The organism is Legionella beliardensis (genome assembly GCF_900452395.1).
Taxonomy (GTDB): Bacteria; Pseudomonadota; Gammaproteobacteria; order Legionellales; family Legionellaceae; genus Legionella_C; species Legionella_C beliardensis.
Window position 1 is genome coordinate 321986 of sequence record NZ_UGNV01000001.1, and the last position, 24210, is coordinate 346195.

A 24210-nucleotide genomic window follows, 5' to 3' on the forward strand; every position below is an offset into this window, starting at 1 on the left:
AGAAATATGTTTCAGAAATTCCTCTGTTGTTTAATTAAAGTTGTATTAGCTCGTTATATAAAATGTTTGATCCCTATTTGATCAAATGTTATATTTCAAGCCCTAAAAAGTAGCTTAAATTTTGTGAGTAATAAAAATATGTGGGGAAGAACACGAAATCTCGATCTAATCAGAGCGCGCTTGTATGACGTTGTAGGCCCAGAAAACATATGGGAAGCTGATGAAAATAAAGCTAAATATGGCCAATTATATGTTGATTTGCGAGTTGATAGTGCTTGGCGAGCTGAGGATGAGGAGCGGGCTTTAGAACGGTCTGATTTTTGGCAAGCGCGCAAACTACGACATAAAGAAGAATATAAACTTCGCATTGATCAGTCGCACCAATATTGGGCCTCTCGTAAAGAGGAGCATGCTCAGGAAGATAAGACGAGAATCGAAGAGCGGCAGAAATTCTGGGAAAACCGAGCAACGAGACACCATCAAGAAGATGCTGCGCGCCCCGAAGAGCGTGCTAAGTTTTGGCAACAACGTCAAACACAGCATGAAAGAGAAGATGCAGAGAGAAAACGCGAGCGCGAACAATATTGGGCTAATCGTAAAGAGCAACATAGTCAGGAAGATAAGACAAGAAGCCAAGAGCAGAAAGACTTCTGGCAAGCACGCACGGAAAGGCATGAGAAAGAAGATGCTGCGCGCCCCGAAGAGCGCGCTAAGTTTTGGCAACAACGTCAAGCACAGCATGAAAGAGAAGATGCAGAGAGAGAACGCAAGCGCGAACAATATTGGGTTGATCGTAAAGAGCAACATAGTCAGGAAGATAAGACAAGAAGCCAAGAGCGGAAAGACTTTTGGCAAGCACGCACGGAAAGGCATGAGAAAGAAGATGCTGCGCGCCCCGAAGAGCGTGCTAAGTTTTGGCAACAACGTCAAACACAGCATGAAAGAGAAGATGCAGAGAGAGAACGCGAGCGCGAACAATATTGGGCTAATCGTAAAGAGCAACATAGTCAGGAAGATAAGACAAGAAACCAAGAGCGGAAAGACTTTTGGCAAGCACGCACGGAAAGGCATGAGAAAGAAGATGCTGCGCGCCCCGAAGAGCGTGCTAAGTTTTGGCAACAACGTCAAACACAGCATGAAAGAGAAGATGCAGAGAGAGAACGCGAGCGCGAACAATATTGGGCTAATCGTAAAGAGCAACATAGTCAGGAAGATAAGACAAGAAGCCAAGAGCGGAAAGACTTCTGGCAAGCACGCACAGAAAGGCATGAGAAAGAAGATGCTGCGCGCCCCGAAGAGCGTGCTAAGTTTTGGCAACAACGTCAAGCACAGCATGAAAGAGAAGATGCAGAGAGAGAACGCGAGCGCGAACAATATTGGGCTAATCGTAAAGAGCAACATAGTCAGGAAGATAAGACAAGAAGCCAAGAGCGGAAAGACTTTTGGCAAGCACGCACGAAAAGGCATGAGAAAGAAGATGCTGCGCGCCCCGAAGAGCGTGCTAAGTTTTGGCAACAACGTCAAACACAGCATGAAAGAGAAGATGCAGAGAGAGAACGCGAGCGCGAACAATATTGGGCTAATCGTAAAGAGCAACATAGTCAGGAAGATAAGACAAGAAGCCAAGAGCGGAAAGACTTTTGGCAAGCACGCACGGAAAGGCATGAGAAAGAAGATGCTGCGCGCCCCGAAGAGCGTGCTAAGTTTTGGCAACAACGTCAAGCACAGCATGAAAAAGAAGATGCAGAGAGAAAACGCGAGCGTGAACAATATTGGCAAAAGCGAGAAGAACGTCATGCTGATGAGGATAAAATTAGATTAGAAACATGGGCACAATTTTGGCATGATCTACAAACTGAAAGAAACGCTGAAGATAGACAGTTTGATTTAAGACAGGCAAGAATCAGGTCTAATGTTGCAAAATTTATAGCAAACACGATATACGGTTCTACAGCTTACGTTTACCGTCCTTTTCAAACACTGTGGTATGGTTTAGAAGAGGGTATGCAAGCAGCTACTCGCAAAATATATCGTGCTAGTACCTGGGTAGGAATACATGCTTTAGAAAGCTTAACTACCATTGGGCGCACGCTTTATCGGGCCGCCGGGTGGTTAAAACATCACGTTAGGGAAAGCCTAGACACCTTAAGCAGACCAATTATCAATATATTAAGCTTTACCGGCCATCATCTTAAAGAAGGTTTGCAGACAACAGGCCGCAGTATTTATCGAGTAGCCACTTGGGCAGGTAAGCATACTTTAGAAACTATTGAGACTCTTGGACGCACACTTTATCGAGCTGTCGGTTGGTTAAAGCATCAAGCGAGAGAATGTTTAGAAACCGCACTAACACCACCAGCACGAGCCTTAGGCTTCATGGGTCATCATTTTAAAGAAGGTTTGCAGACCGCAGGACGTAGTATTCATCGAGCAGCTACTTGGGTCGGTAGGCACATATTCGAAACTATTGAGTCCCTAGGGCGCACACTTTATCGGGCGGCTAGTTGGTTAAAACACCAAGCTAGAGAATGCTTAGAAACCATCGCCAGGCCAATAGCAAGAGCATTAAGCTTTATTGGTCATCATCTAAAAGAAGGCTTACAGACAGCAGGCCGCAGCATTCGTCGAGCAGCTACTTGGGCCTGCAAGCACACTTTAGAAGGTGTTGAAACTATAGGCCGCACATTTTATCGGGCGGCTGGTTGGTTAAAACACCAAGCTAAGGAATGCTTAGAAACTATCGTCAGGCCAATAGCTAGGGGATTAAGCTTTATTGGTCATCATCTTAAAGAAAGCTTCCAAACCATAGGGCGCAGCATTTACCGAGCAGTCACTTGGACTGGTAGGCACACTTTGGAAGTTATGGAGACCATAGGACGCGCACTTTATCGGTCAGCCGGTTGGTTCAAGCACCAAGCTAGAGAATGTTTAGAAACCATCGCCAGGCCAATAGCCAGGGGATTAAGTTTTATTGGTCATCACCTTAAAGAAAGCTTCCAAACCACAGGACGCAGTATTTATCGAGCAGCAACCTGGGTTGGCACACACAGTTTAGAAAGCTTAGCTAACCTAGGGCGTACACTTCATCGGGCTGCCGGTTGGTTAAAACATCAAGCGAGAGAATGTTTAGAGACTGTCATAACACCGCCAGCAAGAGCCTTGAGCTTTATTGGCCATCATCTTAAAGAAGTGTTGCAGACGACAGGCCGTAGTATTTATCGAGCAGCAACCTGGGTTGGCAGACACAGCTTAGAAAGCTTAGCAACTGTAGGACGTGCATTACATCGGGCAGTCGGTTGGTTTGCGCACCAAGCGAGGGAATGTTTAGAAACTTTAATAACACCACCAGCAAGAGCCTTGAGCTTTATTGGTCATCATCTTAAAGAAAGTTTGCAGACCGCAGGACGTAGTATTTATCGAGCAACCACTTGGGCTGGTAAGCACGCTTTAGAAAGCTTAACAGTAGTAGGCCGCTCAATCTCACATAAGACATCTTGGGTTGGGCATCACATACGAGAGGTTTCAGAGGATTGCACGCGTTCTGCTAGTCGTTTTATTGAAGGGCTAAATCCTATTCATGCTTTTTGGCGCTCGCAAGAAGAGACTGCGTTATTTGATGATAATTCCAGCGATTTTGCAGCGATACCTGTTGTTACAACAAATCCAGGCCGTTATCGCCAAGGATTTTTTGCTGATCACAAAAAGCTAGAAGAAGTTTGTCAAGAGCTTAATTACAGTCCATATCCTGCTACAACGTAGTAATTATTATGAGTTTTGATAGGGGTAAACGATGAATAGTAGTTATAAAGATAAAATGTTTGATGGTATTTCAAAATATATTGAAGAAACAGGAAGTCATGATGAGCATTATACGAATGAAGCCAAAGCACGGGATATTTTAGAAGTGCTTGAAGCGTTACTAGCTTATACGATTTACACAACGTGTGTATCTAAAGAGACGGTTAGAGATTCTTGCGAGGAGTCATATTTTAATATAAAAAGACAGGCATTAGCATTAATGGAAAAAGAGCTGCAAGAAACAAAAAATAACGGATAGCCCTATTTAAATCATCAATAACTAAGCGTGGTTGTGCACATACATAAGATTTTAAAGAAATAGAGCTATTAGGCAAAGTTGGGCTCAAAGCCTAAAAATAACATAACATTGACAGCTGGGAACATTCCCTGTAGTTTTCCCTTATTTAAATTAGGGCAAGTGTATGAGTCTGGTTTTTACCAATAAAGTTGCATTAATTACTGGCGGGGCTCGCGGCATAGGTCGTGCTACAGCAATCAAACTAGCTAAGGCAGGTTGTGATGTTGCTGTTGTTTACTACAATAGCTCTGATGAAGCACAACAATTGCTTGCTGATATTAAAAATCTTGGCCGTAAAGCCATAGCAATTCAAGCAAATGTTGCTGATCAGCAATCAGTTAAAGACTTGTTTGCCCAGTTTCGTAACACCTTTAATGAACTCCATTTTTTGGTCAGTAATGCTGCTAGTGGCGTTCTTAAGCCGGCATTAAAAATGTCAACTAAGCACTGGCGTTGGTGTTTAGAAACCAATGCCTTAGCGTTAAATCATTTAGTGCAAGAAGGCAAAGATTTAATGCCTAAAGGCAGTTCAGTCATTGCTCTATCTAGTCTAGGTGCTCATCGAGCTATTCCTAATTATGCGTTTATTGGTGCGTCCAAAGCAGCATTAGAAGCATTGGTTCGTGCACTAAGCCTTGAATTAGCGCCTTTTGATATTCGGGTTAATACTGTTTCTGCAGGCGTTGTCGATACAGATGCGTTAAAGCATTTTCCAAATCGTGAACAATTGCTTGATGAAGCACAATCTCGTTCATTATCATCTCGGCCATTAACGCCAGACGATGTGGCTGATGCTATCTATCTTTTATGCTTGCCAGAAGCTAAAATGATTAATGCACATACGCTGGTTGTTGATGCAGGTTATAGTCAAGTAGGTTGAATGATTTAGCCAGGCGTTTCTGCTATAAATCTTCTATTCTAACTGCGCTATAACGCATAGCTCGGCGTTATATCTTTATGATATACTCCTGAAATTTACCATCTAGCAGAATTCTGAGGATATAAAATGAATGTTGAAAGCGTTTACCCGAAGGTAAGGGAAATTATCGCTGATGTACTTGTTATTGATGAAGATGAGATAAATCTTAATAGTCGTTTAATTACCGATTTAGGTGCTGAATCAATCGATTTTCTTGACCTTGTGTTTCAGTTAGAAAAAGAATTTGGCATTAAAATTCCACGTGGGCAGCTTGAAAAAAATGCACGTGGCACGCTTGCTGAAGATGAGTTTGAAAAGGGTGGCGTATTAACTGCACAAGGAATGGATGCGCTTAAAAAATACCTCACTGAAGTACCAGAGCAACATTTCAAACCGAATTTAAAAGTAAATGAAATACCCATGCTTTTTACAGTAGAAACATTTTGTAAGTTGGTAGTTAATGCTGTAAGTACACAAAAGTCTTGTGAATCTATTGCCTGATGCGTTTTTTATTTGTTGATCGAATAGTACAATTAGTTCCTGGTAGCATGATACGCGGTATTAAACATATTACTCAGGATGATGGCTACTTATATAAAGATGAGCAGGGGCATGGTTATTTTGCTTCTTCTCTGATTGGTGAGACATTAGGGCAGCTTGCTGCCTGGAATGTGATGTTTACTAATGAGTTTACCAAGCGTCCTGTGGCAGGCATTGTTAGTTCTGCGCGTCTATATCGTCAAGCCTATGTAGGCGAAACGCTATTACTTGAATCGATAATCGATTCCCTCGATGAGCATGCGGTAGAGTACCATAGTGTTGCTCGTGTTGGCGATGACGTTGTTTTTACAGTAGAAGGCGCGCTAGGGCCCTTATTGCCCATGGAAAATTTTATTAATAAAGAAGAGGTTCGCCAACAATTTAATGAAATTCATCGTCCAGGTGAGTGGTCTGACTACTTAGAGTTATCTTTTGTGGATGGCAAGGCGCTTACTAACCAGGTTGCGTTAAAGCCTCTTACTATGGCATTTGATAAATTGATTCAGTGTGAGCCTGACGTATCGATGACTGCTGTGAAGCACATTAGTCGCAGCGCTCCTTATTTCCCTGATCATTTTCCTGATAATCCTGTTTTGCCTATGACAGTATTATTAGAATGTAAATTACATTTAGCTCAAGTATTTTTGCAACAATCAAGTTTTAAAGGTCAGTATCAAGTCTCGGAACTCCGTAAGATCAAAATGAATGAGTTTGTTTATCCTGGTGATGTACTGTATTGTTATGTATCTGTTTTGCAGAAAAGCGAACAACAGTTAATTCTAAGATTTCGTAGTGAAGTTGACAAAAAACGCGTGTGTATTGTAGATGTTGTGATGACTCAAAGGTAATTAAATGAGTAAAAGAAGAGTTGCTATAACGGGTTTAGGCGTTGTCTCGCCGTTAGGCCATAATGTGGAATCTACTTGGAAAGGTTTATTATCGGGCCAATCAGGTATTGCACCGATTAAGCAATTTGATGCGTCGGCTTTTCCCACGTATATTGCTGCGGAGGTTAAATCATTTCAAGCTACTTATCAAAAAACCAAGCATAATCGTTTTGCAATGCATTTTACCCATTTTGCTTTAGAAGCAGCTGAACAAGCGTTTCTTGATTCTGGTATTAAGCCTATGGATGCTAATGCTGAGCGTTGGGGTATCGTAACTGGTAGTGGGATGATGACAGCTGAGTTTAACTATTTACAGCGTTTTCAAAAAACTTGTGCAGTTGCTGGTGAAACCGATTGGGAGTTGTTAAACCAAAAAGCAGCCGATTTTTATAGCTTGGCCGATTTTGGTAAAACAACGTCTAATTCAGGCTTATCTTTACTGATTCAACAATTTAATATTCGTGGTTACGCTGCTTCAGTACACACAGCCTGTGCTTCGGGCGGGCAAGCGTTAGGATTAGCGATGCAAGTCATTAAGCGCGGCGATGCAGATTTTATGCTAGCGGGTGGCTTTGATTCAATGATTAACCCTTTAGGGCTATCAAGCTTTTGCTTATTAGGCGCCTTATCAACCTATAATGATACCCCTGCCTCAGCAAGCCGGCCTTTTGATAAAACGCGTAATGGTTTTGTTTTAGGTGAAGGCGCTGCTTTTTTAATTTTAGAAGAATGGGAAAAGGCAAAAGCACGTGGTGCAAAAATTTATGCGGAATTGGCTGGAGAGGGTAACTCTTTAAGCTCCTATAGAATTACTGATTCTCACCCCAATGGTGATGGTGCTATTCAAGCGATAGAGCGTGCTTTATATGATGCTGGCGTTGATGCAAGTGACGTGGATTATATTAATGCGCATGGTACATCAACTAAAATGAATGATTTGAGTGAAACAAATGCGATTAAATCTGTTTTTGGTGAGCGAGCTTATCAGTTACCCGTCAGCTCAACAAAAAGTCAAACAGGTCATTTAATTGCTGCTGCGGGTGCTTTAGAAGCGGTGTTATCCGTCTTGTCTATCGAGCATCATCAAATTCCAGCGACAGCTAATCTTAAAACACCTGACTCAGAGTGCAATCTAGATTATGTGGTTGATGGGCCTAGGGAAAAATCCTTAGGTGTAGTCTTGTCCAACTCGTTTGGCTTTGGTGGCTCTAATAGCTGTTTACTATTTAAGCACCCTGAATTAAGAGGATGACTTAAGATGAGCAATGAGTATGGCAATCGAGTTTTTATTACAGGTTTAAGCGCTTTAACGGCTTGTGGCGATACAGCGCAGTCTACCTGGCAAGCTGTTTTAGCAGGCCAAAGTGGATTAGGCAAAATTAAGAATTGGGATGTATCTTCTTGGCCTACTAGTATAGGCGGTGAGTTAAAGGATTTTAACCCAGGGCGGCTCTTGCCTGATCGAAAGTTAATTAAAGTGATATCACGCCACGATGCGATGGGTATCCATGCAGCAGTACAAGCTGTTGAAGATAGTCAAATTTTAACTTATAGGGATAGCTTACCTAGCGCAGATGTATTTAATGAAAATACCGCTGTTTATGTTGGCTCGCCGGGTAATAAATATTTCCAACAATATGATTTTTTGCCTCTGTTAGCTAAAACAGACAATATGCAGCAATTTGCAAAGCAATTATTTGATGAAGTACATCCAATGTGGCTATTGCGCATCTTACCTAATAATGTTTTAGCTTATACGGGTATTACTTATGGTTTTAAAGGACCTAATCATAACTTAACTAACCATGCGGTCGGAGGAACTCAAGCTATTCTTGAGGCGTATCATGCCATTAAAAGTGGGCAGGCCGAACGAGCAGTTGTTGTTGCTTATGATATGGGTATTGAGCCACAGGCACTTTTTTATTATGCTAAACTAGGGGTGGTCAGCGCACAGCATTTAAAGCCATTTGATAAAGAGCATGATGGTACCATTTTAGCAGAAGGTGCGGCAGCCATCGTTTTAGAAAGCCAGGCAAGCGTACAGGCACGTAATGCCACGTGCTATGGTGAAGTCTTAGGTGGTAAGGCGACCACTGAAGCAGCAGGCTTATTTTCAATAGCCAATGATGGCAAACCATTGGCTGATTTACTGCATAACACCCTAGAAGAATTGCACCTAACGCCTAATGATGTAGATTTGTTAGTAGCGCATGGTAATGGCAATAAGAAATCGGATGAGACAGAAGCGTTAGCGATTGAGTCAGTTTTTAATAAAAAATCAGTACCGGTCACGGCGTTTAAATGGGCTATGGGTCATACATTATGCGCCTCTGGCTTAATTGATGCTGTCTTAACGACGTATGCTTTAAGTAACCGCTGTATACCTGGTATAGCGACATTTTCGCAGCCGGCAGCAAGTTGTAGCAACTTAAATCTCAGTGCAACTAAGCGTTTAATGTCAAATAAAAACCAGATTGCAATGATGATCAACCGTGGATTTGCTAGTATGAATGCTTGTTTGGTGATTAAGTCCAGTGCATGACATAGCTGAAAAAATTAGTAAACTACCTGTTTCGCTGAGCGGCCGTTTATTTTATAACTTATTCCCTTATCGCCGTAGGGTGATTATGAATAATATTAATCAAGTATTTGGTGATAAATTAACGGAGCCGCAGAAAAAACACTTAGCACGAGCATTTTATTCTCACCTTGCTACGTCTATCAAAGAAACTGTTCTGTTACGTTTTATGAGCGAGAAAACCTTAAAAGAGCAAGTTGAAGTACGAGGCCATGAGCGACTATTAAATACTATTGCAAAAGGTCGGGGCGTTTTAATTCTAACCGGACATTTTGGTAATTGGGAGTTTGCCCCTATTGGGGGTGTTTTGAATTTTAAAGAATTCCAAGGTCAATTTCATTTTATAAGGCGTACTCTGGGAAGTAAAACACTCGAGAAGATTCTATTTCGTCGCTATTACCAGGCCGGCTTAAATGTTATTCCTAAGAAAAATTCCCTCCAACAAGTCTGTGATGCCTTAGAGCAAAATCATGCGGTAATTTTCGTGTTAGATCAGCATGCTTCATTAAAAAATCGCGATGGTATTGCTGTTGAATTTTTTGGCAAAAAAGCAGGAACTTATCGCAGTCTGGCAAGTCTTGCGCGCCATACTGGTGTGCCTGTGGTACCTGCTGCAGGTTATCGTCTTCCTAATGGGCGCCATCGATTAGAATTTTATGAACCAATTTTCTGGCAAGATTATCCTAGCACCCAAGAAGCCCTGTATTACAATACATTGGCTTACAATCAAGCCTTAGAGCGTATTATTTTAGCTCATCCAGAACAATGGATGTGGTTGCATAAACGTTGGAAATTAAAAGATAAATGAGGCTATATCCTTTACAAATAGGAACTTAGATTACCTATTAAAGTCAGATTAATTTTTTAACAATAAAATCAAAAGAAATTATAGGCAAGCTCATGTTTTCAAAAATGAATATCGACTCAACCGTAAAAAATATACACCAACAAATCAAGGATTATAATAAGCAATCTGATCCGTCCAATGCAATCAAGTTTGTCCACGGTAGTAGTTCGGCTATCTTTGCTTTCATTGGAAAAGAAGTAACCGTGCAGCAAAAAAATAGAGAAAGCGTTAATAAAGTCATTCCCAATGCCTTAATCCCAACAGGGTTCTTGCGGAAGAGTTACGGTGTTTATCCTGTCAGTGGTGAATTGGAAATTGGTGCTTTTAGTTATGGATCTAGAAAATGTGCGCTTAATTATCATTATCTATCTGGCGTTAAACCAACATATCAAGGGTTACTTGCGGCCTATAATTCTGCGAAGCTCTCAAACCGTGTACCTTCAGAAGAAACCATACATGAAACCATTGCTACAACGATTAAATGCATAGATAAGTATCTTTACTTAAGATCATTAAAAATGCTACTTATGCATATGACAAATTTAATGTTAATCAGTAAAAATAAACAAGAAGCTGAGTTATTTGCTAATCGTTGTATTCACTTACTTAAAAATAAGTACCAGCAATTAAAACTAGAAAATCCCGATAATCAGGCCATGGATAAATCGTTTAATAAATATATTTTAAAGTTAGAAGATATTATCTTCGGGGGAGCACTTTCGTTTGCTGGAGATGATACTTTTATCAATCATATAAAAAATCAGTATCCATTATTGCTTTGTTCCCATGTTACGCCACTTGATTTTACAGATGGCGTGCCTGATGAACAAATATATTATGGTGAGTTAAATTTGAATAATATAGACCTAATATTTACTCCTGCTAAGCATATTGATGACCTTAAAGGTAAACTAGAAAAAGCTGGATTAAACGCCATTAAAGTGATGAGTTTTGAAAGTAGCTCTACTTTAGAAAAGGCTAGTGAAAACTCGTCTGCTTTCTGTATTGCTTAACTTTTCTAGCAACTAGAATGAATAGCGTAATTTTTATATTTTGCTCACGATTGCTTATTTATGAGCAAATAAATCAGGCTTAAATTGGCTTTATTAATAAACATATTGTATACCTTAATATAAGCTTGATTTAAAATGTAAAAAATTATGGCAAAGGTTGGCCTCCCTAATTCTATTTATGAACTAGGTAATCTTGTTACCACGCCTCCCTATCTTAAAAGTGAATTATTCCAATCAATTATTCATCCTAAGAACTTCATGCGTTTAATTAAGTCAGCAGATGATATAGGTCATTTAGTAGTCAATTTTCCTGAACAGAGAAAGGAACTGTACCAAATGATCATGCAACCAGAGAATTTTTTACATGTTGTTAAATCAGTAAAGCATGTGACCTATTTAACCATTATCTTGCTTGATAAAAGAGATGAATTATTTCAATTATTTATTAAATCGAAGCTTTTTACCCTGTTAGTCAAAACAACTAAGGATGTCGATTATTTAAGCAAGCGCTTTCCTGAATATAAAAATCAATTGCTATCAGTGATGATGAAACCCGATAATTTTCAACGTCTAATTGTAAAAAATACTGATTTACATATTTTGCGGAAATGTTTTCCAGAAAACTCCGTTTTTAAAAAATCAACCCCTTTAGAGGCATTAAACGAATTAAGAAAAATAGAAAATTCAACCCAAAAGACCTATACGCAAAAAGCCGCAATCGGCATGCTCGTAGATATATTTCCTCCTGAAACAGCGAAAGATAAGCAAGAACAAATGCAAGCTCCTGATAGGCCTAATAAGTCCCCATAACTTAACTAAATGAATGAGAATAAACTTTAATGAGCTACTCTTAACCTCCGTTTGGAGTATTTAGCCCATAGCGGTCAAGCTAAGCAAATAGTTCTCTTAGCACCATAGAAAATACTATGTTTAGAGTACTTACAGTCTCGCAGCAGAGGTAAGTTTGGTCTCTTTTTGGAACGTGGTTGTGCATGGATGCACAACATCGAGCCGCATGGATGGTTTCGGCGCTTCCAAAAAGGGACCAAATTTATCTCTGCCTGCCTCAATCTTGACTCTTGGACGCTTAGCCTTACGGCCATGAGTACTAGCCCGTGTTTACTTGTCTTTAAGGCCTTTTCCAAACATGTTATACCCATCCATGTTGCTCGATGAAGGGTATCCATGCCCTTCATCGGTTTGGAAAGGCTTTAAAGACAAGTAAACACGAGTTCCGTTAAATTGGCTAAAATCTGTTTACCAACACAGGAATTATTTTTCCCAAAAATTGCGTGAAAAAAGGACAAGGAGAGAAAAAATTTCTAATCGGCCTGCAAGCATTGCAAAAATTAATACCCACTTACTTGGTAAATTCAATGCTGCAAAGTTTGAACTAATCGCCCCAATACCTGCTCCAGCATTAGCTAGCGTTGCAATAATCGCTGAAAAAGAAGTCGTGAAATCATTACCTAGAGCCATAAAAACGATGACTAAGGCCCAGAATAAAGCAATGAAAACAGAGATAAACCCCCACATGGATTGTAAAATGGATTCTGATAATGCATGTTTGCCAAATTTAATGGTAAAGACTGCATTAGGATGTACTAATCGTGCCATTTCGCGTTTACTTTGTTTAAAAAGCAGTAAGGCACGAATGACTTTAATCCCTCCACTGGTTGACGCAGCACAACCGCCTATTAAGGCCAATAAAATAATTAATAAGGGCACAAATGTAGGCCAATAGCCAAAAGGCTCAGAAAGAAAGCCGGTAGTCGTTGCAAGTGAGATGACATTAAAGAGGCTTTTGATCAATGTATGATGACTTGCTCTAAAGAAACCATACATCACTAAGCTTAAAGTAATAATTAAGGTAGCGGCGATAAGGAACGCAATGTAATAACGAAATTCCTCATCTTGCCAATAATGACATAATGTTTTTTTTCTAAAAGCAATAAAGTGTAGCGCAAAATTAGTGCCACCTAGCAGCATAAAAAAGCAAGCAATGAGCTCAATTCCTTCGCTATGGTAGTAAGCAAAGCTTGCATCATGCATTGAAAAGCCACCGGTTGAAACAGTCGCAAAACTTTCTCCTAAAGCATCAAACCAGTCCATTCCTGTTGCCCAATAACAAAGCATGCATAATAAGGTTAACAATACATAAATGGACCACAGTGCTTTTGCAGTTTGGGCAATACGCGGCGTAAGCTTACTTTCTTTCAGAGGCCCTGGCGTTTCTGCTTTATAAAGTTGCATGCCACCAACGCCTAACATAGGTAAAATAGCAACTGCTAAAACCACGATACCCATGCCGCCTAAAAATTGTAATTGTTGTCTGTAAAATAAAAGGGCATTAGGTAAGCCATCTAAGTGAGTAATAATACTGGCGCCTGTCGTTGTAAATCCTGAGACGGCTTCAAAAATGGAGTCGGTAATTGGATGGCCTTTTAGAGCAAAAACAAAGGGTAATGATGCAAAGAAGCAGACCACAAACCAAAATAAGACCACAATCAAAAAGCCATCCCTTATTTTTAACTCATGATTCTCATGCCTAAATAAAAAAGAAAAAAAAGCACCTATGCCAAAGGTACAAGTAAATGCTGCAAGGAAAGGAATCCAGAACTGTTCATGGAATATAAAATTAAAAAGAAGGGGGGTTAGCATACTGAAGCTAAACATCATAAGAAGTAAGCCCAGTAGGCGAAAAATGGTCTTAAGCTGCATGATTAATTATGAAAATTTAATAGTCATTAAGTCGGGCTTATCATATCTTACTTCCGATGAAGATAAATCAATTATCTTGGGTTAACTCATAAAAGTTAGAGTCACTTGGAATAATGTTTCAAGTTGGCGCACATAACGCCTTTTTAGCATCAGTAAAATCACATGGTCATTTGATTCAATCACTAATTCTTGAGTTGCTAAGATAGGTTTACCGTCACGAATGATAGCGGCAATAGAACAGCTAGGTGGTAGTTCTATTTCGGCTAATTTACGGCCCACGACATGTGACGTGTAGTGATCGCCATGGGTAACAAGCTCAATTGCTTCTGCCTCACCATCTTGTAGACGATGTACTTTAACCATATGGCCGCCTCGAAGTTTCGCTAAGATACAGCCTATAGTGATTAGTTGCGGTGAAATCGCTTGATCAATGGCACTGTCTTTGATTAATTCAACATACGCATGGCGATTAACCAAGGCCATTGCTTGGCGCACGCCCAAACGTTTAGCTTGCAGACAAGACATAATATTAGCTTCATCATCGTCAGTGACTGCACAAAAAACATCTGTAAATTCAATATTTTCGTTAATTAATAAATCGCAATCAGCTATGTCGCCCTGCAAGACAGTGCCTTTATTTAATTGTGATGCTAAATCCATGGTACGGTTTATATTGTGGTCAATGACTTTAATGCGGTAATTTGTTTCCAGCGTTTGTGCAAGCTGCGAGCCAATATGGCCACCGCCAGCAATGATAATTCGTCGATTAGGTGGAGCATAACAGCCTAAAACGACCATCAGATGCTGAATAGCTTGTGGTGGTGCAATAAATAAAACTAAATCATCATCCAATAATATAGTTTCAGGAGTTGGTTCAATGGTTGAGTTATCACGGAAGATAGTCAGGATACGAAAATCAATGTGGTTTAACTTTTGTTGTAACTCAGCCAATGTTTTGCCAGTTACGTGACCCTGCGGCGTCAGCTTAATCGTTATCATTAATAACTGGCCTTCATCAAAATCAAAAACTTGGGTAGCGCCTGGGTAATCGATGAGGCTTTGAATATGCTCGGTAATCAGCTTTTCTGGGCTGATACAAACATCGACTGGAACATGATCTTTATGAAAAAGCTCTGGGTATTTGTAGTAATGTTGGGAGCGAATACGGGCTATTTTCATTGGAGTTCGAAATAAACTGTAAGCGATTTGACAGCCCATCATGTTAATTTCATCGCTATTTGTTACAGCAATTAACATGTCTGCTTGTTCTATACCTGCTTCAATTAAGACACTAGGATGGGCGCCAGAGCCATGCACTGTTTGAATATCTATACGGTGGCCTAAATCCCGTAATCTATTTTCATTTAAGTCAACTAAAGTAATGTCGTTTTCTTCGCGCGCGAGATTACGTGCTAACGTGCCACCTACCTGTCCTGCACCAAGGATAACTATGCGCATAATATTCCCTCATAGACAAAGGTAGCAGGCCCGGTTAAAGACACAGACTGGGTGGCATCTGACCACTCAACGCGCAAAGCGCCACCAGGTAAGAGGACGTCAATACAAGACGCTAAATTATGATAGAAGCGCGCGGCGATAGCTGCAGCGACAGCACCACTGCCGCAAGCTCGGGTTTCGCCACAACCCCGTTCATAAACTCGCAGCGCAATACGATTATTATCAATAATTTCCATAAAGCCTGCATTGGTTTGTTCAGGAAAAAGAGAATGTTCGCTAATTTCTTTGCCTAATTCTGCGACAGGTGTATTAGCTAAATCCTCAACTAAAGTGATGGCATGTGGATTTCCTACACTTAACGCATGTATTTGATGCTGCTGGCCGTTTTTTAAAGGGAGAAAATAAAATGGCCTTTGAACTGCAGCTCGTAGCGGAATAAGCTTAGGCTCAAAAACAGGCTTGCCAAAATCGACTGTAACACTATTATCTTTATTAATCTGTAAAGACATACGTGTAGTCTTGGTTGCTACAGTAATTTTCTTTTTTTTAGTCAAACCATAATGCGTGACAAAGCGAGCAAGACAGCGAGCACCATTGCCACATTGGCCAACTTCTTGACCATCAGCATTAAAAATTCGATAAAAAAAATCGATTGTTTTATCAATGCTCATTTCTATAAGTAGGCATTGATCAAAACCAATACCAATGTCGCGTCTAGCTAGAGTACGTATATCAAGGTTTTGCGGCTTAATAGACTGCCTTATTGCATCTATCACAATAAAATCATTACCTAAGCCATGCATTTTAGTAAAAGAAAGTGGCATTTTATTCTCAAACTACGAAGCTACGGGCGCTTGGGTAGGCGGTGGCGGTAGATATAACGGTCCTTTTTGACCGCAAGCGGTTAAGCCTATTAATGTAAGCAACAATAAAGTTATTATTTTCATGAGATAACGATTAGTTATGTTTTAATCGATTATATAAGAAATAGGCTTATAAATCGCTCACATTTTTAATGAAGACCCACTTAATTCTGTTTTTTCTTCAGATTCTTCAGTGCAATTCTCACTAAGCTCATCACTTAGGCTGTCAGAAGCAGCTTCAGTGCTTATTTTCATTTCTCTTAACGTGTGAATGGCTGTTCGGGCACCTGTTGTAAGCTGTTGATAAGAGCGGGGACTTATAAAGACTAATTCTGATTGTTGAGTCAATTCTTGCTTATTATCTATTTCTTCCCAATCTAATTCAAATTGGATAACCTCAGGTATAATCGCTTCAGAGTCAGAGCTATAAACAGGCGTTACTTTGACACGAATGTGGTCAATAGAATGCGCTCTCTTTTCAGTAAGTTTATCAATAATGAAATTTTCAATGAGGTTTAAGGTGTCATAATTTGAAGCAGCTGTAGCTGGCATTAAATGCGCCGCTGTGTGCTGACCGCCGATACAAAGACCTCTAATATGACTCCAGTGATAATCGCTACCTTTAACTTTAATAATCGTATCTACTTCATGCGCTGCAAACACTTTACGGCATGATGCACCAGTTAAGCCATTTTGACCAAAGCGTCTTTTATGACCGCCCGCTTTATGAATGTCTTGTAATGACACTTCAAACTCTTGTGGTTTTAGCTTAGTAGCCATAAGGCCGGGTAATTGCTCTTTAACTTCTTTAAATTTAACTTTTTGGCTCACCTTTATTCGCCCTTCTTGTTTTACAGGAGTGCATGGTTTAAAAAGTGAGACAGTTGATACGCTAGTTCCTTGTACCACTTTCTGCCTATAAACCTCACGCACTTTTGTATTTTTAGGCGTCTGCATAGTAGGGACTCCTTCATAACCTTTAGCAGGTGAAGAAGGTGTCAGGGTGGTTATTCTGACATGCTTTTCTAATTTACTTTTTTTAGCAGGTGTTAGACTGCTAGTATCTGTAATGAGTTTTCTTTGGGGGTCTTGGTTTTCTTTCTCTTGGTCATGCTCTTTTTCAACCCTTCTTTTTTTGCGAGTTAGGGGTTTCTCCGTTGGTTCTACTTGATTTTGCTTAACTTCTCTGTCTGAATTTTTTCTTTGCAGTTGTGAATTAACAGCATCAAAATCAGTATCAAGCACGACACTTAATAGATGAATTAAGCGTGATGAAGTTAATTTCTTTTTTTGATGCTCGCTAAATAAATCATATAATTGCTGCCAATGGTGATCATTAAGCGGTTCATTTTGCCAAGTGAAATTTTCCATAGTAGGCAGTATACGCATGCAACGTGCTTTAAATTTTTTAACTTCAGAGGGCATGGGCTAATCCTAAATCAAGGTTTTTCAAAAAATAAACAATATAATTATAAATCATTCATGTTGATTATAAAAGATCCTTTATAAAATATTTAAGATAAAGCTAGGATATAACCTGTAAAGGTAAGTAATTAAATTAAGCGTTAGAGATGATTTAATAAGCAAGATAGCTTAAACTAGTCAGTTTCAGTAAATATTAGAAAATAGATAGATTGAGTCCAGTAGCTCAAAACTTGATTTCGGCGTTTTTGATGGAAAAACCGCTCTAGCTTAACTTTATAGGTGAGGCGAATTAACCTTCTATCAATAACGTATCTTTCTGGATTGCTTCGCTTTGCTCGCAAGGCATTGTTGCGAATAAACTAAAACCTAGCTTAGGCGCAGGTCCATAGGGCCGAAACCCGGGTTTCACTTCGTTTCACCCAGGCTACTTGCTTGCTTCGTTTTGCTCGCAAAGACAGGAAAATTGCGGAATTAAGTTAACAGAGTAAAATTATAAAGATTAATTTTGGAGTATGAGTGACAACGTTTAATTCTAAAGATGTGTTATTAACAAATTGCTGTGTCATTTGGATGCATGGCCTTGGGGCAGATGGTTCTGATATGGCAAGTTTAGCAGCCATGCAACCGATAGCTAATTTAGCCTTAGAGCATATTTGTCTTGATGCACCCGTTCGGGCAGTGACCTTAAATGCCGGTATGCACATGCGAGCTTGGTATGATATCGTTGGTCTAGCTTTAACAGATAGAGAAGATAGAGAAGGTATTTTACAATCATCTAACCAAATTATGGACGTTATTAACGAGCAGGTGCGCGCAGGTTTTGCGCCTGAGAACATTGTCCTTGCAGGTTTTTCTCAGGGTGGGGCAATGGCGCTATATACAGCCCTACATTGCCATTTACCTTTAGCTGGTGTGATTGCTTTGTCTGCTTACTTGCCACTCGCTTTAGAATGTAAGCCTGTTATGGCAAAAGATACCCCGATTTTTTTGGGATCAGGTCTCTATGATCCCCTTGTATTACCGGTTTGGACAGCGCAAAGCAAGGATTGGCTCATGGCTAATGGTTTTAATAACATCACCTGGAAACAATACCCGATGGAACACGCCATTTGTCCTACAGAAATTCAAGATATTGCCAATTGGTTAGCTAGTCAGATTAAAGGAGCTCAGAGGGTATGACAGTTGTTAAGAAGTCGCGGGTTGTTTCTTTTACCTGTGAGCAAATGTTTAATTTAGTCCATGATGTAGCACGCTATCAAGAATTTTTACCTTATTGTTCAGAGAGCTTAGTGCAGCATCGCGATGAAGATGAGATCCAAGCGACGTTAGTGATTTCTGCAGCAGGTATGAGTAAATCATTTACTACTAAAAATCGTCACCAATTAAATAAAATGATTGAAATTCGCTTAGTCGATGGGCCTTTTAAACATTTAGAAGGATTTTGGCGTTTTGATGAGGTACCCGAAGGCTGTCAAATTTGTTTTGATTTAGAATTTGAGTTTGCTGGCAGGATGTTTTCGCTGTTGTTAGGGCCTATTTTTGAGCAGGTAACTGACAAAATGGTTGATGCTTTTTGTGAGCGAGCTGAGTCTTTGTATGGTCAACGTTGAAATAGTCTATGTTGCCAGCGATCAAACATTGACGCATTTGCATTGTACTTTACCCAATGGCGCCACAGTAAATGATGCGCTGTTGCAATCAGGACTGTATAGCCGTTGTCCAGAAACACAAGGGTTACCTGTTGGGATTTTTTCAAAACGTGTCGAAGGAACAACGACGTTAAAATCGGGCGATCGCATTGAAATTTATCGCCCGCTTAGCAATGACCCTAAGGAAAAACGTCGCGCGCGGGCTAAAAAAGACAGTTAAGGGCGATGTTCAATTGTTACTAGGGTATTATGTTTAAAATACAATACCACATTGCGTACTTCAGTAGCGCTGTTACCGCGACGCCAAGTGTAAGCATAATCCCAGCGATCATTATTAAAGGTGGGGCTTAAAAGGCTCGTTCCCATCAAAATCGCGACGTCTTCTTTACTCATGCCAGCTCGTAGCCGTTCAATTTTTTCTTGCGGTAATAAGTTACCTTGTTGTACAACACGTCTAGCAAAATCATAGGACATACATTGAGTTAATGAGAGTGAGGCAGTAATCAGTAAAATAATGGGTGAGAATCTCATTTTTTTGCTCATTATTAAAAATTTCGCCATAATATCATGCTATCTTTAGAAAAAACACCTGCTTTAGGTCACGATATCTAGGAGTTTGCCTGTGGAAGAAAGTCAGCAATTAAAAGACGCTGGATTAAAAATTACCATGCCACGCTTAAAAGTACTACAGATTTTAGAGCAATCGGCCAACCATCATTTAAGTGCTGAAGCTGTTTATAAAAAGCTGTTAGACACAGGTGAGGATGTAGGATTAGCAACTATTTATCGGGTATTAACGCAATTTGAAACAGCCGGTCTAGTCTCTCGTCATAATTTTGAAGGAGGGCACTCGGTATTTGAGTTATCTCAGGGTGAGCATCATGATCATCTGGTCTGTGTAAAGTGCGGTAAAGTAGAAGAGTTTATCGACGAAATGATCGAACAGCGGCAGCAATTAATTGCCAAGCAAGCGAATTTTAAAATGACGGATCACGCATTAAATATTTATGGTCTTTGCCCAGACTGCCAATAAATTACTACTAATGTGTAAATTAATAAAATCCACTGCTTTATAAGTAAACCTTTTGTTTAATTATTATGATATAGTATAATATCATTTTTTATAAAATTACTTAGGTCGTTTATGCAGTTAGGTCCTTATTGGTGTGAAGAGCAGCGCTTATGGGTGCGCTTTAGTGTGCAGGACGATAAATCGTGCGTGGCTGAAGTGGCGAATTCAAAAAAAGATGATTTATCTACTACCACGCCCTGGACAAGGGCAGAAACTGATTTTTGGGCAGTAAGTGCTGAGTTGCTACCGCCTGGGCAGGATGTAAAAGATTATTCTATCATTGACGTTAATTATGGCTTTTGCTTAAGAGACGGCACTCTATATAGAACAGACTGGCATCGCTCACCTTATATAAGGGAAAACCAATTTGAGATGGGCTACCTAGATGGAGATCAATTTAAGCGTATTAATCCTAATCAATTAGGTGCAGCGGATCCATTTGCTAATCAAGCGGCTCCTGAATCCGTGAAACATACATTAAGTGAGTTGCCATGTACGCCAGAAATGCAAGTAGCCCAACAAGCGGCCCAACAAGAGCGGTGGCAAAGCTGGAAGCAGTCAGCAGCAAGAAGCAGCTTAATAAATCAGGTTATTTTAACCAGTGATTTACCCGAACTAGAAGAAAAACTAACAACACTCGCAGATGCAAGAGGTGTGTTATATAGTTATTGTGGTTCAGAGATTGCGGGATTGCTAGACCCTAATTTATATGATGATTTTTCTAGGTATTTAGCTAAATTAGAAGAAATAAGTGATGAGAGAAGTGACTTATATCAAGGACTTATTCATATAGCCTCGCAAACAGCATTCGATCGGGAAACAGCGCTCAATCCTGGTAATCAAAATGCTAATTTAAAGCAGCACTTATACCTAAGTAAGTTAAACTATTTTCTGGATTTAATCGCCGCAGAAAGAGAAAATTTATTAGCATGTCTCCATTTGCCAATTACCCCCCTAGATTATGTTATGCCAGAAATTCGTAGCCCCCGAATCGCATTAGCTACTGATAGAAAAGAGAATGGAGAGGATGAGCATGATTGGGTTAGTGATTTAAGTGAAGAAGAGCAATTAGAGCTAGTTATTGCTCAATCTTTGCAAGCAGAAACAATCACGAGAGAGCAATGGCTTGCACGAAAAGAGTATGGTGAGCCATTCATTGAAGAGAATTATGATAGAGACTCTTTTTTAGCAAATACAGATGATTTATCTGAAGACCAGTTCATCAGTTCGCCGTTGTCTACACGTCATGAGCCTGATAGCTCCCTATTGCATGATTTAGACGAAGAAGAGCAGGTAAGAATAGCTAAAGCTAGATCTTTACGAGATCAAGAATATGAAAGGGATGAAAAAACATCTACGGGGCAATCTTTCTACTCTCAAAGCTCTAGTGAAGATGAAGAGTCTTTCTCATCAAGTGATGATGATTTACCAAGTCATTCATCTATTGCTAGGATTAGAGAAGAAGAGCCACGTGTGCGAGATAATCTTCACTCATCTCAAGAGTGGCAAAATAGGATTTATACCGAGCAGCGTTTAACAAGTGCGTATACTATGGCGAGTAACTTCCCTAAACCAGAAAATCACGAATCCTCACGTCCTTTTTTCTTCCCAGAGGCGGTAACGCCAGAGAAGGAAGATGAAGAATCTCTTTCATCGAGTGATGATGATTTGTCAGGTAATTCCTCTGAAGAAGAGGATATAGAGTCGCGCGTGTTTTCTCATTTAGGCGAGGAAAGCGAGTATGATGCTGCTTTGGGGGCCGAGCTACATCACGAGCGCAATGAGTCAGTGCCACAAGCCGTAATTGATGAATCTACTCTTTTGGCGATAAAGAATGCAGTTAACATGGCTGTAACTAATTATCAGGATTGGTATAATGCAGACTCATCGGCGCATCATGACAATAAATATTTTCGTGGCCCGCATGGCTTTTTTAGCAAGCTCTTTTTTCATGGAATGACAGGGCAGAAAAGGGCAGATGATCTAAATAAGCAAATCCAGGAAGTAGAAAATAAAGATGAGATTATTGGTATGATCAATACATTCCTATGTGATCCTAATCGCCGCTATCGTGGCCATTCTTTTAGCTCGTTTTTATTAGATCAATTAAGTCAACTGCCGGAAGAGTTACCATGGCATGGATTAGAACCTAGTCCTGGAACTAATCATTATAGTCAGGCAGAAGTTATAGAAAGGCTTGCAGAAAAAAACATCTATTCTTCAACCTAATAAAGGACGTCGATTTTGTTAGGCATTGTTACATAGATAAACTAAAATGTGGCCTGGGTGCAGGTCCAAAGGACCGTAACCCAGGTTTTACTTCGTTTCATCCAGACTTATATCTTTAAAAAGTATAAAATAAATTACAACCCAATTACCGCGGTGTGTCTGCGGTATCCAGAGAAGTGGCACTGGCGGGTTGGATACCGTAGACACGCCACGGTATTTCGGACTTGGGTAGATAAGTTAGTTGATGCTATCTTAAAAACCTTTTAATGAAATTTAGCTTGTTTTTAAAGACAGTATCTACCGGCTAACCTGGCTTCACGCAACAATGCTATTTTATTAACGCTATAGAACAATAGTAGGATGTCATATATTATTAGATTTAAACGGCTTTAAACCTAATAATAATTATGCAGTCCCCTATTAATGCCTTAGCAGTTTCTTATCAGCCTGGTCAACAGGCCTACTTTACCCTCGGCAATATTATTTTTGATAATCAAGTAAGTGCTGAAGCATCCGTTAATCTTCTTTTAAAAAATATTAATCGCCATGGACTAATTACGGGCGCAACAGGGACTGGCAAAACTAAAACAATACAGGTTTTATGTGAGCAATTGTCTCTAGCAGGCATTCCTTCTTTCGTGATGGATATAAAAGGTGATATATCGGGACTCGCGATGCCTGCTAAAATAAATGATTTTTTAAAAAGCCGCAGTCAACAATCAAATCTACCTTATACCCCACGAGCTTATCCGGTGGAGTTATTTACTTTAAATAATAAGATGCAGGGTGTGCCACTGCGTACGACGTTGATGGATTTTGGTGCGTCTTTATTTGCTCGTCTCTTAGAACTCAATGAAACTCAAGCCAGTGTTATTACAGTTATGTTTGAATTTGCAAAAGCGAAAAAACGGCCACTGATTACGCTCGCTGATTTTAAGGCGCTTTTACAGTTTATCCAAACAGATGCTGGCAAAGCAGAATTTAAAGCGCAATTTGGTGCAATTGCTAGTACGTCAACTAGCATTATTTTGCGTAAAATTATTGATTTAGAGGCACAAGGCTTAGAAAATTTTTTTGCAAAGCCCGCATTTAAGATAGAGGATTTATTGCGTGTAAATGCCGAGCAAGAAGGAATTATATCTATTTTACGCTTAATGGATATGCAAGAAAAGCCAAAGCTATTTTCTACCTTTATGATTAAATTGCTTACCGATGTTTACAAAACATTGTCCGAAGTTGGCGATACGATTAAACCTAAATTAGTTTTATTTATTGATGAGGCGCATCTAATTTTTAGTCAAGCTAATCAATCATTATTGCAGCTGTTAGAAACAATGGTTAAATTAATTCGTTCCAAAGGGGTTGGTATTATTTTTTGTACGCAAACACCTAATGATATTCCTGCTAATATATTGAGCCAGCTTGGCTTAAAAATTCAGCATGCTTTACGTGCTTTTACCGCAAAAGATAGGCAAGCAATTAAATTGGTGGCGCAAAATTTCCCACCGTCAGATGATTACAATATTGAACAGCTACTTACTTCCCTTAGTATAGGTGAAGCATTAGTTACGGCTTTGGATGAGCGAGGTCAACCCACACCTGTTGCTCAATGTTTAATGCGCCCGCCCGAATCCCGAATGGGGCCCTTAACAACCTCAGAGATAAACACGATTATGGCCAATTCAGTATTATTAGAACGCTATAGCAAAATAGAAACAGCACCACAGGTTGCCACTAGTTTATCCCGTAAGAAAAACTCATTACCGAAAAAAACACCAAAAGCGAAGGGGAAGAAAGAAGCGCCGTCAGTTATGACGACCTTAAGTAAAAATACCTTAGTTCGTCAGCTCGTTAGACAAGTTTTTCGAGAAATAACTAACGCTATTTTGCGTGCCGTTAAATTAAAGAAATAA

The 24210-nt window shown here is 39.8% G+C and carries 22 protein-coding genes; 16 read left to right on the top strand and 6 right to left on the bottom strand.

Annotated features, from left to right (window positions below):
* Window positions 1-123: 123 nt before the first annotated feature.
* The 10 genes from DYE47_RS01475 to DYE47_RS01520 all read left to right on the top strand — a co-directional run bounded on the left by DYE47_RS01475 (window position 124) and on the right by DYE47_RS01520 (window position 11690).
* Window positions 124-3759: a hypothetical protein gene (locus DYE47_RS01475; protein WP_147285921.1), complete on the top strand. Its 3636-nt coding sequence runs from the start codon at window positions 124-126 to the stop codon at window positions 3757-3759.
* Window positions 3760-3790: 31 nt separating this feature from the next.
* Window positions 3791-4057: a hypothetical protein gene (locus DYE47_RS01480; RefSeq protein ID WP_115301571.1), complete on the top strand. Its 267-nt coding sequence runs from the start codon at window positions 3791-3793 to the stop codon at window positions 4055-4057.
* Between the two features lie 163 nt (window positions 4058-4220).
* Window positions 4221-4976, top strand: a complete 756-nt coding sequence (fabL, locus tag DYE47_RS01485; RefSeq protein WP_115301572.1) for an enoyl-[acyl-carrier-protein] reductase FabL — start codon at window positions 4221-4223, stop codon at window positions 4974-4976.
* Window positions 4977-5102: 126 nt separating this feature from the next.
* Window positions 5103-5516, top strand: a complete 414-nt coding sequence (locus DYE47_RS01490; RefSeq protein ID WP_115301573.1) for an acyl carrier protein — start codon at window positions 5103-5105, stop codon at window positions 5514-5516.
* Window positions 5516-6403 (top strand): ApeI family dehydratase, encoded by an 888-nt coding sequence (locus DYE47_RS01495; protein WP_115301574.1) that lies wholly within the window; start codon window positions 5516-5518, stop codon window positions 6401-6403. The genes DYE47_RS01490 and DYE47_RS01495 overlap by 1 nt, the downstream gene beginning before the upstream one ends.
* 4 nt (window positions 6404-6407) lie before the next feature.
* Complete coding sequence (locus DYE47_RS01500; protein WP_115301575.1) at window positions 6408-7694, top strand: beta-ketoacyl-[acyl-carrier-protein] synthase family protein; 1287 nt, start codon at window positions 6408-6410, stop codon at window positions 7692-7694.
* Window positions 7695-7700: 6 nt separating this feature from the next.
* A complete protein-coding gene (locus DYE47_RS01505) occupies window positions 7701-8984 on the top strand; it encodes a beta-ketoacyl-[acyl-carrier-protein] synthase family protein (protein ID WP_115301576.1) in 1284 nt (427 codons plus the stop codon).
* Window positions 8977-9828, top strand: coding sequence for a lysophospholipid acyltransferase family protein (locus DYE47_RS01510; protein ID WP_115301577.1), 852 nt, complete (start codon window positions 8977-8979; stop codon window positions 9826-9828). Before DYE47_RS01505 ends, DYE47_RS01510 begins: the two co-directional genes overlap by 8 nt.
* Window positions 9829-9920: 92 nt before the next feature.
* On the top strand, window positions 9921-10880 hold the full coding sequence (locus DYE47_RS01515; protein ID WP_115301578.1) for a hypothetical protein: 960 nt from the start codon (window positions 9921-9923) through the stop codon (window positions 10878-10880).
* Window positions 10881-11027: 147 nt separating this feature from the next.
* The gene (locus tag DYE47_RS01520; protein ID WP_115301579.1) at window positions 11028-11690 is read left to right on the top strand and encodes a hypothetical protein; all 663 of its coding nucleotides are present in this window, start codon (window positions 11028-11030) and stop codon (window positions 11688-11690) included.
* A 462-nt stretch (window positions 11691-12152) separates the two neighbouring features.
* Here DYE47_RS01520 and DYE47_RS01525 read toward each other — a convergent pair whose 3' ends face one another.
* The 5 genes from DYE47_RS01525 to DYE47_RS01545 all read right to left on the bottom strand — a co-directional run bounded on the left by DYE47_RS01525 (window position 12153) and on the right by DYE47_RS01545 (window position 17347).
* A complete protein-coding gene (locus DYE47_RS01525) occupies window positions 12153-13559 on the bottom strand; it encodes a TrkH family potassium uptake protein (RefSeq protein ID WP_242604264.1) in 1407 nt (468 codons plus the stop codon).
* Between the two features lie 123 nt (window positions 13560-13682).
* Complete coding sequence (trkA, locus tag DYE47_RS01530; RefSeq protein ID WP_115301581.1) at window positions 13683-15059, bottom strand: Trk system potassium transporter TrkA; 1377 nt, start codon at window positions 15057-15059, stop codon at window positions 13683-13685.
* Window positions 15050-15883: a diaminopimelate epimerase gene (gene dapF / locus DYE47_RS01535; RefSeq protein ID WP_115301582.1), complete on the bottom strand. Its 834-nt coding sequence runs from the start codon at window positions 15881-15883 to the stop codon at window positions 15050-15052. Before dapF ends, trkA begins: the two co-directional genes overlap by 10 nt.
* 12 nt (window positions 15884-15895) lie before the next feature.
* Entirely contained in the window at window positions 15896-16006 is a 111-nt protein-coding gene (gene lptM, locus DYE47_RS16570; protein WP_115301583.1) for an LPS translocon maturation chaperone LptM, read from the bottom strand.
* A gap of 57 nt (window positions 16007-16063) precedes the next feature.
* Window positions 16064-17347 carry a hypothetical protein gene (locus tag DYE47_RS01545; RefSeq protein ID WP_115301584.1) on the bottom strand — a complete coding sequence of 428 codons (1284 nt, stop codon included), beginning with the start codon at window positions 17345-17347 and terminating at the stop codon, window positions 16064-16066.
* A gap of 570 nt (window positions 17348-17917) precedes the next feature.
* Here DYE47_RS01545 and DYE47_RS01550 point away from each other — a divergent pair.
* From DYE47_RS01550 to DYE47_RS01560, 3 genes are read left to right on the top strand one after another with little or no spacing between them, the layout of a single operon-like run.
* The gene (locus DYE47_RS01550) at window positions 17918-18526 is read left to right on the top strand and encodes an alpha/beta hydrolase (RefSeq protein WP_115303978.1); all 609 of its coding nucleotides are present in this window, start codon (window positions 17918-17920) and stop codon (window positions 18524-18526) included.
* On the top strand, window positions 18523-18957 hold the full coding sequence (locus DYE47_RS01555) for a type II toxin-antitoxin system RatA family toxin (protein ID WP_115301585.1): 435 nt from the start codon (window positions 18523-18525) through the stop codon (window positions 18955-18957). Before DYE47_RS01550 ends, DYE47_RS01555 begins: the two co-directional genes overlap by 4 nt.
* A complete protein-coding gene (locus DYE47_RS01560) occupies window positions 18944-19216 on the top strand; it encodes an RnfH family protein (protein WP_115301586.1) in 273 nt (90 codons plus the stop codon). The genes DYE47_RS01555 and DYE47_RS01560 overlap by 14 nt, the downstream gene beginning before the upstream one ends.
* Here the strand turns inward: DYE47_RS01560 and DYE47_RS01565 are convergent.
* Window positions 19213-19557 (bottom strand): outer membrane protein assembly factor BamE, encoded by a 345-nt coding sequence (locus DYE47_RS01565; RefSeq protein WP_115301587.1) that lies wholly within the window; start codon window positions 19555-19557, stop codon window positions 19213-19215. The genes DYE47_RS01560 and DYE47_RS01565 overlap by 4 nt on opposite strands.
* 61 nt (window positions 19558-19618) lie before the next feature.
* On the opposite strand from DYE47_RS01565, the gene fur reads away from it, so the two are divergent.
* The 3 genes from fur (at window position 19619) to DYE47_RS01580 (ending at window position 24210) form a co-directional block, all read left to right on the top strand.
* Window positions 19619-20029, top strand: a complete 411-nt coding sequence (fur, locus tag DYE47_RS01570; protein WP_115301588.1) for a ferric iron uptake transcriptional regulator — start codon at window positions 19619-19621, stop codon at window positions 20027-20029.
* A 111-nt stretch (window positions 20030-20140) separates the two neighbouring features.
* A complete protein-coding gene (locus DYE47_RS01575) occupies window positions 20141-22297 on the top strand; it encodes a hypothetical protein (RefSeq protein ID WP_115301589.1) in 2157 nt (718 codons plus the stop codon).
* 407 nt (window positions 22298-22704) lie between these two features.
* Window positions 22705-24210 carry a helicase HerA-like domain-containing protein gene (locus DYE47_RS01580; RefSeq protein WP_115301590.1) on the top strand — a complete coding sequence of 502 codons (1506 nt, stop codon included), beginning with the start codon at window positions 22705-22707 and terminating at the stop codon, window positions 24208-24210.